Genomic DNA, 16,300 nt, shown 5'->3' on the forward strand with positions numbered 1-16,300 from the left:
ACCTAACTTAAATTTTCTCGCTTAAATAGGGATCAGCATATCCCATACCAAGCATAATTTCTGTTTCTAGGCTTTCCATCTCTTCTGCTTCATCATCTTCGATATGATCATAGCCGAGTAAATGTAAACAGCCGTGTACCGTTAAATGTGCATAATGAGCTTCTAACGAAATCTCTTGTTCTGCCGCTTCTTTTTCTACCACTTGACGACAAATAATCAGATCGCCTAATAACGGCAATTCAATTCCCTCAGGGACTTCAAAAGGAAACGACAACACATTCGTTGGACGATCTTTACCACGATAAGTGAAATTAAGATGATGACTCTCTGCTTCATCAACGATCCTAATTGTCAACTCGACATTCTCTTGTTCAGGACGCACTGCTTGTGTTGCCCAATGGGTAAACTGTTCTAAAGTTGGTAAATTGTCTTGCTCTTCAGAAACGATTTGTAAATCGACAATTACATCTGGTTTATGCGTCATTTTTCTGTTCCTCAAGTTTCGCTAAACGGCGTTGTTCTGCTGCTTCTTTACGGCGAATTTCATCTGCTGCTTCCCATTTCTCATAGGCTTGTACCACTTTCGCTACCACAGGATGACGCACAATATCTTCACTTTTAAAATAGTTAAAACTTAACTCTTCTACTTCGCTCAATACATCAATCGCATGACGTAAGCCCGATTTTTGCCCACGAGGTAAATCCACTTGGGTTATATCGCCTGTAATGACCGCTTTAGAATTGAAACCAATTCGAGTAAGGAACATTTTCATCTGTTCAATCGTGGTATTTTGACTTTCATCTAAAATAATAAAAGCATCATTTAGCGTACGACCACGCATATAAGCTAATGGAGCAATCTCAATCACATTACGCTCCATCAATTTTTGCACCTTTTCAAAACCTAACATTTCAAACAAGGCATCATACAAAGGACGTAAATAAGGATCGATTTTTTGGGCTAAATCACCAGGTAAGAAACCCAGTTTTTCCCCAGCTTCCACCGCAGGACGAGTTAATAATAAACGGCGTACTTGTTGCTTTTCTAACGCTTCAACAGCCGCTGCTACTGCTAAAAAGGTTTTCCCTGTTCCAGCAGGCCCAATCCCAAAACTAATATCGTGCCGTAAAATATTATGCAAATATTGAATTTGATTTTTTCCTCGTGGTTTAATCACGCCACGTTTGGTTTTAATCGTAGTTGAAAAGACTTTTGCCTCATCATCGTCAACATCATCAACCTGTTGCAACAACATACGACTTTCTTGAATCGCTAAATGAATCTGCTCTAAATCTAATTCATTCACTTTGCCTTTTACCATCGCCGTTTCAAGATATAAACGTTGAATTAATTTTGCAATATTCTTCAACAGTTGTGCATGATGCGGTTTAGTTTCATCATCTGCTGATTCAAGGGTGAAAGTAAAATTACGGCGAGAAATAATCAGATTAAACTGCTTTTCAATTAATGAAATATGTTCGTCAAATGGGCCACAAAGTGATTGCAAACGGGCATTATCTTGTGGCTCTAATGTAAAAACTTCTGAAATTGTTGTGGTCAAGCTCCACCTCAGTGGTTATAAAATAGTCATTATAAACATGTATTAGTATATGCGAATTTTGCGATTAACCAAAATGCCGACCAATAATTGTCGGCATTTTTTACATTTAAATAGAAGTTCCTAACTCTGGAAACAACATTTTAATCACATTTTTTGTAACTCGTCTTGATGTTCCTTGATATGGGAAAATATGCATCATCATCATAGGATTGAAATTCGCTTCAATTACACCCCAAGAACTTAATTTAGGTTCTGCTGGTTTAATATAGTCAGGTACAATTAAATCTACACCACATACAGCAGCTCCCATTGCGTGGGTAATTTTTACCGCAATCTCTTTATAACTTGGGTGCATCAAATCGGTCATATCAATCGAATCACCACCTGTACTAATATTCGAGTTTGCTCGCAGTTGTACTTTCTGTCCTTGCTGTGGAATCGAATCAACTGTGAATCCTTGCTCTTTTAATTGCAATTTTTCAATCTCACCTAACGCAATTTTCTTTAATGGCGTTCTACTGCCATCACCACGCAAAGGATGCGTATTTTTTATTGTCACCAATTCTGCTATGGTATGTTCACCATCACCAATCACATTCGCTGGCTCACGCAATAATACTGCTAAGGTTTGATCACCCAACACAAAGAAGCGATATTCTGTTCCCTCTAAATAATCTTCTACCATCACTTCTTTATCTTCTCGGAAAGCTATCTCTATCGCTTGACGAAAATCATCAATATTTTCCACTCCCTGTTTAAAGATTGTGATACCCAATCCAAAATTAGTGGATTTTGGTTTAATCACCACGGCACGATGTTCAAATAATGGATAAGCTGCAACGGCATCCTCTACCTTTCTAAACTCAAGGCTTTGCGGTACATTAAAGCCCCCTTTAGCTAATACTTTCTTCGTAACCACTTTATTTTCCATAATTAATGGCGAAATATAGCTATCCTTGGCGGTCATATTCCCATTTTTCACATACTCAATATGATCTTGGTATTGCAAGCAAAGAAATTGATCATTCTCATCAAGGATTTCTACTTTGATTCCTTGTTGAATTAGATCAAACATTAACGCTTGCGTAGAAAGTTCCATATTATCAAACGCACTTAACGCATAATAACCAGCTGTCGCCTTCGCTTTATATTGTTGGGCTAAGTTTGCACCTAATTGATGATAATCTGTTGGTTGTTGCATCTGTTGTACTAAACGACCACAAAGCGTTAATTCAGGTTGTAATAATTGTTGTTATTTCTCTTTTACTATTGCCAAAATTTGTTCTGATGCACCTAACGTTTGCACCATATTTGCCAATTCGGTCAATAAAGCTAATCCTTCTTGTTGATATGCCGTTATTTGTAACGGATGCTCCATTGCCACTTCAGCCAACATTTGCTTACCTTTTTCGACTTCCGTTTGATCTGCTGTCGTATCAAGCCATACCATCAACAAAATAAAATAATGAATAAACTCGGCATCTTCTAAAGTAATCCCATATTCAGCAAATGGATTGAGATCAAATAAACGAAACTCTAAATAACGAATTCCCTTACTTAATAATTCACGCACCTGCTTTTTCGCACCACGAAAACGAATATTGGAATAGAACTCTTTCTCGGCAATAAGTTTTCCGTTTTTCACCCAATGTTCTAAGGTTTCGACATACTCCTGCAGACTTGCATATGACACCTTAATTTCCGAATGATTAACATAACCATAATGACTTGAACGCAAGCTACGCACAAATTGTTTTGGAATAGCTTTACCTCGATTAAAGAATGCTGGTTCTGCACTTGGTGAAGCTGCAAATAGATAAACTAACAACCACTGATAACGTAAAAAGTTTTTCGCTAATTTCAAATAGAGTTCATTACAAAAAGCGATCGGATCTTGGAAAGTTGTTTGTAAACTAAATAACTTATCTACCAATTCATCGGCTAATTGAAAGTTGTAATGAATACCGCTAATCATCTGCTTATATTTGCCATAACTTGCAACAAGATGCTCACGATATGCCACATCTTCTCGATTATCTAATTGTGCAACTTGAATTTCATTTTCTGGTGGCAATGTTAACGGCATACTGAATGGTGAAATATATTCATTTTCAGGTAATGAACGTAAAACCACTTCATGAATTGTAGTTAACCAACGATAACTCTCTTGCACACTTTTTTGTGGTGGCGTAATTAATTCTAACTGGCTTTCAGCAAAATCGGTTTGAATATAAGGATGGTAAGATCGATTACCGAATACGCTTGGGTGAGGTGTAGTGACAATTTTTCCGTCAGCGGTAATCCGTTGGCTTTCTTTTTCAATTCCGAAAACACCTTGTTGGAAGAGTAATTCAAGATGATTTTGTTTGATCGTTTGCTGAATCTTCATAATTATTGCCTATTAATTGTATCGAACTGAACATTAATAGGAGAAATTATGTTTAAAGGCAAATAGCTTTTGACTATAAGTTAGATTAGTTAGTTATGAATGATAATTCATAATCAGTTTGTTAACTAAATCACATTAATTACTTTATCGACAAACTAAATAAACCTCATACGTTGCATATGAGGTTTATTTTTACCTAGTTTATAACGCTTTATAGCTCTGTTAATACCGCTGGTTGGTGAACTCTAATTGTTGGCTGTTGGGCAGGATACTCCACTGGATCTGGTTTACAAAGCAATGTTTCCCATGGGCTTTGATGGTGCATTTTTTGATTTACACATTGCATATAATTCACTGTGCTACGCCATTGTTCAATCATTTGTTGAGAAATTGGCTTAATCACAGGATTTGGTTCTGGTTGCACTGTTACTGGCTCGATTGGTTCGACTTCAACAGCTTTAATATGTAATGCGGTTGCATTAGATGGGGCTTGTACCAAATAATAGTTATTCATCCAATCATTATTTCCAAACGTGCCCCAAATTGGATAGTCGCCTACTTGATAAATATCGGCTGTTGGTGCATTAAATAACGTACTACCAAATAGGCTTACACTGTCATTCCCTAACAACCCAGTTACTGAACCCGATAAAGCAGGTAATGGCTCGCCTTTATTTATTGTTACTTGATTGGCGCTTATCACTAATGGCGCTTTATCAATAAACAAGGAGTTCGCCGTAATGTTATAACCCTGTTGCACACTGTATAAAATATCCGCCAGATTATAGCTATTACTACTTGCATTTTTGATAGTTTGATTAAATAAAATCTTACTTAAATCAGGCTGTTCAATATCATAATGCAGATCGGCTGCGGTAAGATTATTACCTGTGTAGTTAATTCTGTCAGTGGTGACGGTTATCGGTTTTAACCAATAGGTTAATAATGGTGTTACACCATCTTTATAGATTTTCCAATTTGCCGAAACCTCATCCCCACCTGCATTTACTACTTCTTGGAATTTTGCATTAAATTGCGTTAAGGTCATTGGTGTGGAGCTATTATCATCCCATGCACGGAAGCCTATTACATCACCATCAGATGATTCTTTAAAAGAATCGGTAATAGTTGTTCCATTACCTATTTCCGCAACAAAATTATTGATAACACCACTAGCATCCTCTACTTTTCCGATAATATAAGTATATTTAATCTCAACCCCATCACCATTGTCATCTATTTTACCTATCAATCCCCCAACATTTTGAACTCCTTTTACATCTCCTTTGATATAAGTATTAGTAATATGACCATAAGTATTACTATCTCTTGGAGAATTGAGAAGATTTCCCATTATACCTCCTGTATAATTTCCTGCATTCTCAATATTTCCCTCTACATAAGCATTATTAACAATAAATCCTTGTCCAACTAGCCCTCCAACGTAAATTTCTTTGCCTATTACTTTACCCTGAAAATATGAATTCAATACTTTATACTGTAATCCAGCTAACCCCCCAACTCCTCCAACTCCTGTTACATTACCTATTACATAAGAATCATCAATAGTACCGAATTGTCCATCTCCTACTAACCCACCAACACCATATGTTCCTTTAATATCTCCTATCACATAAGAATGTAATATATCAATTTTAAATAAATCACCTCCAGCTCCAGCTGCAATTCCGCCAACATACTCATCATCACCATATACATTACCAATTTTATGAGCATTATTTACAAGAATTCGCGATCCTGTTCCTACTATTCCTCCTACAGAAGAATTACCAGATACGTCTCCTATTACTTCCGCATTATTTATAGAACCATAATCTAAAAAACCATTAACTCCTCCCACATTCCTTCCATTATGAGCCATCACATTTCCATGATAACTAACATTACTAATATAACCTCCGTACATCTGACCAATAATACCTCCCACAGAACTATCACCATATCCATAGATATCTCCTGTAGTATCAACATGGCTGATTTGCCCATAACTAACTTTTCCTGCAAGTCCCCCAACTATACTATTTCCTTTAATAGATAGCCCTTCTAAAGTGATATTTCTTAATAAAATTTGATGTGCATTTTCAAAATCATATCCAAAAGGATTAGTAATTGTTCGTCTATCAATATTACCAAATAACCCCACATAGTCCCGATCACGATTAATCATTAATCCACTAATTTTGTGACCTGTACCATCAAATGTTCCTTTAAAAGGTGAACTTTCACTACCTATTGGCATAAAACCTTCATTACTCTTTCTTTCTAATGAAAAATGCCAATTTTTAGTTTCTTCTGCTTTAATATCTGTTGTTAAATAATAGTTAGCGGTTAAATTCGCATTAATATTTTGTAAGTCATATAAGGTATCCACAGGGAAAGAAGCTTGAATCGTTTGGGAACTATCATTATTCAAATTAATACCTGTAAAAGTAAGCTGCGTCTCCACACTGGCATAATCTTTTGCTCTCATGCTTCTCTCATCCCCATCTGCGGATATCTTACCAATACTCACTAAATCATCTTGTTCATCGACCGCTTGATGAATAATCAAGTTTTGGTTTTTCATTTCTCCTTCACGTTCTTGAATATCTTCATGTCCACCTATTGCAATTAAAACCTTATGACTTAAATCATGCGTAATTACTTTGACCTTCCCCTCTGGAATGGTAACGTTTTTATCCTCACTCGTTACCTCTTTCACCCCTTTCAGCGTATCTGTCCCCAAAATCACCCGATTGCCTTCGACTATCAAGGAATCGGCCTTTAATTGCCCAAGGTTCACCACATCTTTGGTTAAGGTTTTACCTTGCTCTGGGGTTAATACAGTTAATTCGCCATTAAAATTTTTTAATGTATCTTTATCTAACTGACGAGTGGAAAGATGGAGTGTACCAACATTAATGCTCGCCTCTTTGCTCACCGTTATCCCATTGGGATTGACTAAAAAGACTTTGACATTCTCCCCATTTAAGTTGCCATCAATCTGACTCGCTTGACTGCCAGTCACATTATTTAACACCGCATTCATCTGTTGAAAATTGACCGTTTCGCCTTTCGCAATCGAGAAACTGTCCCAATTAATCGCCACATTTGCCTTGCTATGATTTCCTTTTATCGTTAATTGTTGCTGAGTGCGGTCAAAGGTAGCGTTATTGGTTTGAAGTTGTTCGCCCTGTGGTAACGCATACGCATTTACTGCCTGTAACACAATCAGGCAGCCTAAGGTAAAAAGTGGTAGTTGACTTTTCTTGTGTGTTGTTCTCTTGGCAATTCGATGTAGTGGTTTGTTAGTGTGTTGAATGTTGTTCATACGTTTTACGGGATGCACTGTGTGTCTGCTATTCATAACATTGCTCCTATTGGTCTTTTGGTCTGGTTGTGTTGGTCTATTTCTATTGGGTTTGGTCTGGTTTTTCTGTCCATTTCATCATGACTAGAATTTCTTCACGACTTGAAACCAAAGTTGTCCATCATGATTTGTTCGACTAGAACGGTTAGCTTCGCCATCAAGTTTCCTTGCATAGCTCACCCTAACTAACCAGTTATTCGGTTGAGCATATTCCGCACCGATCCCCCAGCCAGCAAGATGACGCCATTGTGCAGTTGCTTTTGTTTTCACTGCACCCCAGTCGATAAAACTTTTTATTGTTAAATTAGGTAATTGTGGAACGAGATAACGCAGTTCGACTGTCGCTTGATAGCCCGTATCACCACTCGCTTCACCTTGTGGATAAGCTCTGACCCCATTCGGTCCACCCAGATAAAACTGTTCACTGCCATCTAACGCTTTATTCGCTAATTGGGCTTGTACCCCACTGTAAAGTTGTACCGTTGGATGGAATTGATAAAGATGATTGATATCGAGGTTAAATTTATGGAAAGCACCTTCGCTATCACTGCGTTGGAATTGATTACGCACATGCCCATAGGTGTACATCAACTCATAATTAAGTTGGGCATTGTCAGTTTGGTAAAAACCACTGATACCCACATTCGCCGCATGACTCCGTTTCTTTTCGAGATAATCAAATGCCCGCATTTCATCGGTTAAACGGCGATAGGTATAGCCGTAAATCACACTTAAATATTGATGGCGATTATCGATAACAGCAGTTTTACCATAGAGATTAAAGGTGTTCGCTATCCCCACTGCATCAATCTCACGGAAACTGCTTCCAAGGTTGTAGTCTAATCGGCTGTAACTCATACCTAACTGTGTGTTTAATCCCATCGGACGTTCATAACCTATTTGGTAGTTATGCATATCGTGATTGGTCGTTAATCCACCGAGATACACTTTATCTCCAACGCCTGTCACATTACTTACCGTCACCTGTGCACCTAGTCGATAACGTCCGCTAAATTCACCACCATAATTATCGGTATAGACTAAGGTATCAATCCGTTGTGTATCGGCTAACAATAGTTGTAACGCCGTTCCCCCGACTGTCTGTCCTGCTTGTAAGCCTGCTTGGGTTGTAATCCCTGATAAGCGATTAAGGCGGCGTAACAGGCGTTCTGCCGATTCTTGTTGTAAGTATTCACCCTGTGGTAATGCACTCACATACTTTGCAATCACCTCATCTTTTAAACGTGATTGATTGGCGACGACTACACCATCTAATTTCCCTAACATCACGCCTATCGTAATAATGCCATGTTGACTTTGTTGTGGTGGAATAAAGGCAGTCGCTGCAAGATAACCTTGTGTTCGATAATAAGCTGATACCTTATCGGCTATCGCTTGTAATTCACTTAATGTTACGGTTTTGCCAATATCGTTTTCGGTGAGTTGTTGTAAGGCTTGAGGTGAAATCCCTTCTCCTGCAAATTGAAGACCTTGTAAGTAAAAAGATTGGGGGCCTGAAAGTGAAGCTGAACGCGGTACTGATAGCTGAGAAGATGAAGAAGATGACGATGTTAAATCACTTTTACCCCCCCCCTAAGGCGGTTGTAGGATGTGTTGGTAAGGCTGTTTCCGCATAACCACTCGCGGCTAATGCACTACAAACCAGCATACTTAATAAACGCATGTGAATTCCCATAGATACCTCGAAATAATTAAACCAAAAAGAAATTTATAGAAATGTAAGAAAATCACAACATCATGATTAACCTTTCATCATCATAACCTTATTTTCTTTACATTAAATCGATAAATTTAAAATCAGTGAGTTAAGTCACAAAAATTTTGTTTTAATTTCAAAAGTGATACGCCTCTGTAAGATTTAGTCCAAGTCATCAACAGAATAGTACAAGTTTTGGCAACAAAAAAACCGCCAAACTGGCGGTTTCGGAAGATTAATGATCGCTTTTATTAATTTTTCGCTTTTGCTGCTGCTTTAACAATCGTTGCAAAAGCTGGTGCTTTTAATGATGCTCCACCAACTAATGCACCATCAATATCAGGCATTGCAAATAATTCTGCTGCATTTGCATCATTTACAGAACCACCATATTGAAGGATAACTTGTTCTGCAACTTTTGCATCTTTCTTCGCAATATGGCTACGAATAAATGCGTGTACTGCTTGTGCCTGTGCTGGAGTTGCTGATTTACCAGTACCGATTGCCCAAATTGGTTCATAGGCAATCACTGCACCAAGGAACGCTTCTGCACCTAAGGTATTTAATACGGCATCAATTTGTCTTGCACACACTTCTTCGGTTTTACCTGCTTCATTTTCCGCTTCGCTTTCACCAATACAAAGCACTGGTACTAAACCTTGCTCTTTTAATACAGCAAATTTTTGTGCAATAAATTCATCGCTTTCGTGATGATATGCACGACGCTCTGAGTGACCAATAATGATATATTTCGCACCAAAATCTTTTAACATAGTGGCAGAAATATCACCCGTAAATGCACCAGATTGTTTAAGGTCAACATTTTGTGAACCTAATGCAATTTTGCTACCAGCTAATGCAGCTTCTGCTTCTGCGAGATACATTACTGGCGGAGCAATCGCAACATCACAACCTTCAACATCGGCTAATTCTGCTTTTAATCCATTAATTAATTCTTTGGTAAATGCTTTACTACCATTTAATTTCCAGTTGCCCATTACTAAAGGACGACGAGCCATAATTTTCTCCTTGATCATATTCAAAAAATAACGGCGCTTACTATAGCAAAAATAGACAAAAATCCTTAGAGATATATCAAAAAAAGCGATAATTTTTTACAATAACCGATAATAAATCACGAAACTATTAGAAACCTTATGAGAATACCACGTATCTATCACCCTGAATCTTTAACCAATCAAACTTACTGTCAATTAAGTGAAGAGGCTGCTCATCATGTTGGGCGTGTTTTGCGTATGCAAGTAGGCGAGCGACTTGAATTATTTGATGGCAGCAATCATATTTACCCCGCTGTAATCAGTGATATCAGTAAAAAACAGATTTCTGTTGCCCTTGAACCTGCTGTTTTTGATGATCGTGAATCCCCGCTTATTATTCATTTAGGGCAAGTGATTTCACGTGGCGAAAGAATGGAATTTACCATTCAAAAATCGGTTGAATTAGGGGTAAAAATTATTACACCACTATGGTCAGAACGTTGTGGCGTAAAATTAGATGCAGAACGTACGGAGAAAAAAATCCAACAATGGCAAAAAATTGCCATTGCTGCTTGCGAACAATGTGGTCGCAATATTGTGCCTGAAATTCGTCCTCTCATGAAACTACAAGACTGGTGTGCTGAGAATGACGGTATGCTCAAACTCAATTTACATCCTCGTGCGACGCAATCTATTAAACAGCTCGCCACTCTACCAAAAGAGGGCGTGCGTTTATTGATTGGTTCAGAAGGTGGCTTATCTGCACAAGAGATCGAGCTTACTGTACAGCAAGGTTTTACCGAAGTATTACTAGGAAAACGTGTATTACGCACCGAAACAGCCTCGTTAGTTGCGATTAGTGCATTACAAGTCTGTTTTGGCGATCTGTAATTTAGTTTGAAGGAATATTATGACATTACAAAATCAATTTCTTGTGGCAATGCCCGATCTTGATGATCCCTTTTTTCAACGTACCGTTGTTTATATCTGTGAAGATAATGAGCAAGGTGCGATGGGCATTGTGATTAATCAGCCTACTGATTTAACGTTAGCGGAAATGATGGCTAAGATGAACCACTTTATTCCGACTGAACAACATTATCCTGAAAAATTAATTTTTGCTGGTGGTCCAGTCAATATGGAACAAGGATTTGTATTACATTCTGCCAGTTCACAAAAATATCGTTACTCTTTTGCCGTAACAGATGATCTTTTTCTCACAACATCTTCAGATGTACTTTTATCACTTGGAGGAGAACGAGGTCCAAAGGATTATCTGATTGCTTTAGGTTGTGCTTTATGGGAACCCAATCAATTAGCCAATGAGATAAAACAAAACGCTTGGTTAACAGTTCCTGCTACTCGCGAAATTTTATTTGAATTACCTTTTGATCAACGTTGGGATGCAGCTAATCATCTGTTAGGTATTCAACAACGTTATTCATTAAGTCACGAAATGGGAAATGCATAATGGATAATTTAACGATCATTGCTTTTGATTTTGGCACGCAAAGTATTGGGTGTGCTATCGGGCAAAGTATTACGCAAACTGCTCAAGCATTACCAGCATTCAAAGCACAAGACGGTACACCTAATTGGGAAGCGATCAAAAAGTGCTTAGATGAATGGCAACCTGATATCGTTGTGGTAGGACTGCCATTAAATATGGATGGCACTGAGCAAGAAATCACGCAACGTGCGAAAAAATTTGCTAATCGTTTACATGGTCGCTTTGGTGTAAAAGTTGAATTACAAGATGAACGCCTTACAACGACTGAAGCAAGATCTGAGATTTTTGCTAGAGGAGGATTTCGTGCTTTGAACAAAGGCAAAATTGATTCAATTTCTGCGTGTTTAATTTTGGAGAGTTGGTTTGAAAATCGGGGATAATATCTTCATCCCCGATAAGATTAGGATGATTTAGATACTTCTAAACGTTCAAATACTAATACACGTTTTTCTAATTTACGTAATAAGTAAGTCGCAATACCAGTAATCACTAAATAAATTACCCCAGCCAAACCATAAATTAATAACGCATTGTATTCTGTCCCATAAAGCTGTCTGGCATATCCCATAATATCCATAATCGTAATAGTAGATGCCAAAGACGTTCCTTTAAATACCAGAATGATCTCGTTGGTATAGGATGGTAATGCACGTTTTAACGCATAAGGGATTAAGATTTTTAACGTTTGGGCTCGCGATAAACCTAATGAAGCACAGCTTTCCCACTGCCCTTTTGAAATCGCTTTTACCGCACCATAAAAAAGTTGGGTTGAGTAGGCGGCACTATTCAACGCTAATGCTAACATTGCACAGAACCAAGCATTAGATAACAAACTCCAGAATGGGCTATCAACAATCCATTGGAATTGACCAGGACCACTATAAATTAAAAATAATTGTACTAATAAAGGCGTACCCGTAAACAGCGTAATATAAGTATTAACAATACGACTGATAATTTTATTATTCAATGCTAATAAAAACGTTAATACCAATGCCATAACAAAAGCAATCGCCAATGCGACTACAGTTAATAAAAGGCTGGTTGGAATACCTTGTGCAATGGTCTGAAAGTAATCGTATGTCATTAGCCTTTCTCCCGTTCAAAACGTGTAAAGTAAAGATCCAACTTACGGATACCGACCTGACTTACTAACGTAATGACCAAATAAAGTAAGGCCGCAATGCCATACCAAGTAAATGGTTGATGCGTACTCGCGTTCACTAATTCGGCTTGACGCATTAAATCATCCACCCCGATTAATGATACTAACGCAGTGTCTTTTAATAAAACTAGCCATTGATTACTTAATCCTGGTAACGCATGTCGCCAAACTTGTGGCATCACAATGCGTACAAATGTTTGTGGACGGCTTAAACCTAATGCTGCACCAGACTCCCATTGTCCCAAAGGAATAGCTTGTATTGCACCACGCAGTGATTGAGAAGCATATGCTGCAAAAATAATTGCTAAAGCAACCGTTCCACACCAAAAGGCACTAAACTCAATATATTCATCAGTTAAGATAAATAAGACTTGGGTTGAACCAAAGAAAATTAATAACACCACTAAAATTTCTGGCAAACCACGCAATAATGTCACGATAACTGAAGTAGTTTGACGAATACAACGAATTTTATTGGTTTCAAGTACCACAAAAATAATGGATAAAATTAATCCCAGTATCAATGAAGAAACCGCTAACCCTAAGGTTATTAGGGTAGCGGAAAACATTAATTGAATAAAATCAGCAAACATTGTTCTTATTTACCAGACATCCATTTGTCGTAAATTGCTTGATATTGACCATTTGCTTTAATTGCAGCTAAACCTTTATTTAACTGTTGCAATAACTCTGTATTATTTTTGTTGACTGCAATACCTAAGCCATTACCGAAGTATTGTTTATCAGTTACTTTATCGCCTACAAAGTGAACTGCTTTATCACTCTTAATCCATTCAGCTAATACCGCAGTATCTCCAAAAATAATATCAATACGACCATTTTTAAGGTCTAAGATCGCATTTTGTAATGTTGAATATGGTTTACTGTTATATTGTTTTGCTTTTGCTGCAACATATTGTTGGAAAGTGGTTCCGTTTTGTACGCCAATATTTTTTGCATTTTCTAACGTTACGCCTTCTTTTGCTGCCACAAAACTTGCAGAACTATCGTAGTAAGGATCAGAGAAGCTCACTTGTTTTGCACGTTCTTCCGTAATATCCATTGCAGAAATTGCAGCATCAAAACGTTTAAATTTAAGACCTGCAATTAAGCTATCAAAAGATTGGCTAGTAAATTTACATTCAGCCTTGATCTCCTTACAGATTGCATTGGCAACATCAACATCAAAACCAATAATTTCACCTTTTTCATTGGTATTTTCAAAAGGTGGATAAGTTGGTTCCATTGCAAAAGTAATGGTTTGTGCGTTTGCAGCAACTGCAGCACCAAATAATAAACTCGCTAATAATACTTTTTTCATTGTGTTTCTCCTGTAAGGATCTTAGTGTGATAAATATTGCTTAAATTGTTCAGTTTGTGGATTTTCAAAGCAAGACGCATCGCCCACTTCAATAATCCGCCCTTGTTCCATATACACCACTTTCGTTGCTGTTTTACGAGCAACATTAACCTCGTGGGTAACGATAAATTGTGTAATGCCTGTTTGTTGTAACTCTTGGATAATAGAAACAACTTGTGCTGTAATTTCAGGATCTAATGCCGCTGTTGGTTCATCAAAAAGCAACACTTGTGGTTTCATCATTAACGCTCGTGCGATTGCAACACGTTGCTGTTGTCCACCTGATAAATGTAATGGAAAACGATCAGCGTGTGCTTCTAAACGTAAACGTTTTAATAAACCTAAGGCTTGCTGTTTTGCAGCATCTTCATTTAATCCAAGCACTTTCATTGGCGCTTCAATTAAATTTTGTATCACTGTCATATGTGGCCAAAGATGATATTGTTGGAATACCATTCCTACATCTTGTCGTAATTGACGAATCTTTTTTGGATCGTTATTGGTTGAGAGATCAAAACGGTTATTCGCAATCACTAACTCTCCGCTTTTTGGCACTTCAAGTAAATTTAACGTGCGAATCAATGTACTTTTCCCTGCTCCACTTGGCCCAAGTAAAACCACAATATCACCTTGTTCTGCGGTCAAATTTATGTCAAATAAAGCCTGTGTGGAACCATAAAAAAAGTTCACATTTTTAATACTGATTGTCATTAAGATATGCTCTAAATTAAGATTGGCAATAATGCAAATATATTAATGTTTTTTGCATACCTATTCAACAAAATATATCGTAAGAAGTCGATGTTTGATTGGTTTAAAAAAGAAATTGATTAGAAAAATAAAGCCCTCTCTAAAAGAGAGGGCTAAGAAAGAATGATTAAGCGTATACTGGTAAGCGGCGACAAATTGCAAGCACTTTCTCTTTTGTAGCTTCAATTACCGCTTCGTTTTCGATATCATCTAAAACATCACACATCCAACCAGCTAATTCACGAGCTTCAGCTTCTTTGAAACCACGGCGAGTAATGGATGGTGTACCTACACGAATACCTGATGTAACAAATGGACTTTTCGGATCATTTGGCACTGCATTTTTATTCACAGTAATATTGGCACGACCTAATGCTGCATCCGCTGCTTTACCCGTTAAGCCTTTTTTCACTAAGTTAACAAGGAATAAGTGGTTTTCTGTCCCATTTGAAACAATGTCATAACCACGTTGCTTAAAGACTTCCACCATCGCTTGTGCATTTTTTACCACCTGTTGCTGGTAGGCTTTGAATTCTGGCTCCATAGCTTCTTTGAAACAAACCGCTTTCGCCGCAATAACGTGCATTAATGGACCGCCTTGACCCGCTGGGAATACCGCACTATTTAATTTCTTATAGAGTTCTTCTGAACCGCCTTTTGCTAAGATTAAACCGCCACGAGGACCAGCTAATGTTTTATGCGTTGTTGTTGTTACAATATGGGCATACTCTAATGGATTTGGATAAACACCTGCGGCAATTAAACCTGCAACATGAGCCATATCAACGAATAAATATGCACCCACTTCATCGGCAATTTCACGCATTTTTTTCCAATCAACAACTTGTGAGTATGCTGAGAAACCACCAACAATCATTTTTGGTTTTACGGCTAAAGCTTGTTGACGTAATGCATCATAATCAATTAATCCTTCATCAGTAATACCATATTGCTCTGCATGATAAATTTTACCTGAGAAGCTCACTGATGCACCGTGAGTTAAATGTCCACCATGTGCTAAACTCATACCTAAAATTGTATCACCTGGTTCAAGTAACGCCATATAAACTGCTGCATTCGCTTGTGAACCTGAGTGAGGTTGTACATTCGCATAATCTGCACCAAATAGTTCTTTCGCACGATCAATCGCGAGTTGTTCAATAATATCAACATATTCACAACCACCGTAATAACGTTTACCCGGATAACCTTCCGCATATTTATTGGTTAATTGTGAGCCTTGTGCTTGCATTACACGTGGGCTAGCATAGTTTTCAGAAGCAATTAATTCGATATGTTCTTCTTGACGACGATCTTCATCTTGGATTGCTTGCCATAAAATTGGATCGTAATCGGCAATATTCATACTTCTTTTTAACATCAGGATTTCCTCTCTAATAAAATGATGATGGAAGGTTATTAAGTGTACCTATTTATTTACAAGGTGTAATTAAAATCTTATCGCTATTTTTTCATCTT

13 protein-coding genes and 2 pseudogenes are annotated in these 16,300 nt (G+C 37.6%); 3 read left to right on the forward strand and 12 right to left on the reverse strand.

Annotation, left to right across the window (positions count from 1 at the left end; genetic code table 11):
- Positions 1 to 7 precede the first annotated feature (7 nt).
- From ybeY to tpiA, 7 genes and pseudogenes are all read right to left on the reverse strand, one after another.
- Positions 8 to 484: an rRNA maturation RNase YbeY gene (gene ybeY, locus ACFFHT_RS06080; RefSeq protein ID WP_382374445.1), complete on the reverse strand. Its 477-nt coding sequence runs from the start codon at positions 482 to 484 to the stop codon at positions 8 to 10.
- Positions 474 to 1,562, reverse strand: coding sequence for a PhoH family protein (locus tag ACFFHT_RS06085; RefSeq protein ID WP_382374447.1), 1,089 nt, complete (start codon positions 1,560 to 1,562; stop codon positions 474 to 476). The genes ybeY and ACFFHT_RS06085 overlap by 11 nt, the downstream gene beginning before the upstream one ends.
- Positions 1,563 to 1,668: 106 nt before the next feature.
- Positions 1,669 to 3,951 (reverse strand): annotated as a pseudogene (gene gshAB / locus ACFFHT_RS06090) (bifunctional glutamate--cysteine ligase GshA/glutathione synthetase GshB).
- Positions 3,952 to 4,162: 211 nt separating this feature from the next.
- Positions 4,163 to 7,318: a two-partner secretion domain-containing protein gene (locus ACFFHT_RS06095; protein WP_382374449.1), complete on the reverse strand. Its 3,156-nt coding sequence runs from the start codon at positions 7,316 to 7,318 to the stop codon at positions 4,163 to 4,165.
- Positions 7,319 to 7,405: 87 nt separating this feature from the next.
- Positions 7,406 to 8,608, reverse strand: coding sequence for a ShlB/FhaC/HecB family hemolysin secretion/activation protein (locus ACFFHT_RS06100; protein ID WP_382374451.1), 1,203 nt, complete (start codon positions 8,606 to 8,608; stop codon positions 7,406 to 7,408).
- A 6-nt stretch (positions 8,609 to 8,614) separates the two neighbouring features.
- Positions 8,615 to 8,806: pseudogene (locus ACFFHT_RS06105) on the reverse strand (POTRA domain-containing protein); the annotation flags it as partial.
- A 483-nt stretch (positions 8,807 to 9,289) separates the two neighbouring features.
- Positions 9,290 to 10,057, reverse strand: a complete 768-nt coding sequence (gene tpiA, locus ACFFHT_RS06110) for a triose-phosphate isomerase (RefSeq protein WP_382374453.1) — start codon at positions 10,055 to 10,057, stop codon at positions 9,290 to 9,292.
- A gap of 138 nt (positions 10,058 to 10,195) precedes the next feature.
- On the opposite strand from tpiA, the gene rsmE reads away from it, so the two are divergent.
- Genes rsmE through ruvX form a run of 3 tightly spaced genes read left to right on the forward strand, consistent with a single transcriptional unit; the run spans position 10,196 to position 11,926 of the window.
- Complete coding sequence (gene rsmE, locus ACFFHT_RS06115; protein WP_382374455.1) at positions 10,196 to 10,927, forward strand: 16S rRNA (uracil(1498)-N(3))-methyltransferase; 732 nt, start codon at positions 10,196 to 10,198, stop codon at positions 10,925 to 10,927.
- A 19-nt stretch (positions 10,928 to 10,946) separates the two neighbouring features.
- Entirely contained in the window at positions 10,947 to 11,507 is a 561-nt protein-coding gene (locus tag ACFFHT_RS06120; RefSeq protein ID WP_382374457.1) for a YqgE/AlgH family protein, read from the forward strand.
- On the forward strand, positions 11,507 to 11,926 hold the full coding sequence (gene ruvX / locus ACFFHT_RS06125; protein ID WP_382374459.1) for a Holliday junction resolvase RuvX: 420 nt from the start codon (positions 11,507 to 11,509) through the stop codon (positions 11,924 to 11,926). Before ACFFHT_RS06120 ends, ruvX begins: the two co-directional genes overlap by 1 nt.
- A gap of 20 nt (positions 11,927 to 11,946) precedes the next feature.
- On the opposite strand, the gene artM is transcribed toward ruvX, so the two are convergent.
- The 5 genes from artM to glyA form a co-directional block, all read right to left on the reverse strand.
- Entirely contained in the window at positions 11,947 to 12,633 is a 687-nt protein-coding gene (gene artM / locus ACFFHT_RS06130; RefSeq protein ID WP_382374461.1) for an arginine ABC transporter permease ArtM, read from the reverse strand.
- Positions 12,633 to 13,304 carry an arginine ABC transporter permease ArtQ gene (gene artQ, locus ACFFHT_RS06135; protein WP_382374463.1) on the reverse strand — a complete coding sequence of 224 codons (672 nt, stop codon included), beginning with the start codon at positions 13,302 to 13,304 and terminating at the stop codon, positions 12,633 to 12,635. The genes artM and artQ overlap by 1 nt, the downstream gene beginning before the upstream one ends.
- 5 nt (positions 13,305 to 13,309) lie before the next feature.
- Positions 13,310 to 14,032, reverse strand: a complete 723-nt coding sequence (locus tag ACFFHT_RS06140) for an arginine ABC transporter substrate-binding protein (RefSeq protein WP_382374465.1) — start codon at positions 14,030 to 14,032, stop codon at positions 13,310 to 13,312.
- Positions 14,033 to 14,053: 21 nt separating this feature from the next.
- Positions 14,054 to 14,782 carry an arginine ABC transporter ATP-binding protein ArtP gene (artP, locus tag ACFFHT_RS06145; RefSeq protein ID WP_382374467.1) on the reverse strand — a complete coding sequence of 243 codons (729 nt, stop codon included), beginning with the start codon at positions 14,780 to 14,782 and terminating at the stop codon, positions 14,054 to 14,056.
- Positions 14,783 to 14,948: 166 nt separating this feature from the next.
- Entirely contained in the window at positions 14,949 to 16,202 is a 1,254-nt protein-coding gene (glyA, locus tag ACFFHT_RS06150; RefSeq protein ID WP_382374469.1) for a serine hydroxymethyltransferase, read from the reverse strand.
- Positions 16,203 to 16,300 lie beyond the last annotated feature (98 nt).

The organism is Gallibacterium melopsittaci (genome assembly GCF_042433085.1).
GTDB lineage: Bacteria > Pseudomonadota > Gammaproteobacteria > Enterobacterales > Pasteurellaceae > Gallibacterium > Gallibacterium melopsittaci.

Excerpts from the sequence above, each read along its gene's own strand:
- ACFFHT_RS06100 (WP_382374451.1), bottom strand. The coding sequence starts at position 8,608 with ATGTTAGGGAAATTAGATGGTGTAGTCGTCGCCAATCAATCACGTTTA.
- artM (WP_382374461.1), bottom strand. The coding sequence starts at position 12,633 with ATGACATACGATTACTTTCAGACCATTGCACAAGGTATTCCAACCAGC.
- rsmE (WP_382374455.1), top strand. The coding sequence starts at position 10,196 with ATGAGAATACCACGTATCTATCACCCTGAATCTTTAACCAATCAAACT.
- artP (WP_382374467.1), bottom strand. The coding sequence starts at position 14,782 with ATGACAATCAGTATTAAAAATGTGAACTTTTTTTATGGTTCCACACAG.
- ruvX (WP_382374459.1), top strand. The coding sequence starts at position 11,507 with ATGGATAATTTAACGATCATTGCTTTTGATTTTGGCACGCAAAGTATT.
- tpiA (WP_382374453.1), bottom strand. The coding sequence starts at position 10,057 with ATGGCTCGTCGTCCTTTAGTAATGGGCAACTGGAAATTAAATGGTAGT.
- ACFFHT_RS06120 (WP_382374457.1), top strand. The coding sequence starts at position 10,947 with ATGACATTACAAAATCAATTTCTTGTGGCAATGCCCGATCTTGATGAT.
- glyA (WP_382374469.1), bottom strand. The coding sequence starts at position 16,202 with ATGTTAAAAAGAAGTATGAATATTGCCGATTACGATCCAATTTTATGG.
- ACFFHT_RS06095 (WP_382374449.1), bottom strand. The coding sequence starts at position 7,318 with ATGAATAGCAGACACACAGTGCATCCCGTAAAACGTATGAACAACATT.
- ybeY (WP_382374445.1), bottom strand. The coding sequence starts at position 484 with ATGACGCATAAACCAGATGTAATTGTCGATTTACAAATCGTTTCTGAA.
- ACFFHT_RS06140 (WP_382374465.1), bottom strand. The coding sequence starts at position 14,032 with ATGAAAAAAGTATTATTAGCGAGTTTATTATTTGGTGCTGCAGTTGCT.
- artQ (WP_382374463.1), bottom strand. The coding sequence starts at position 13,304 with ATGTTTGCTGATTTTATTCAATTAATGTTTTCCGCTACCCTAATAACC.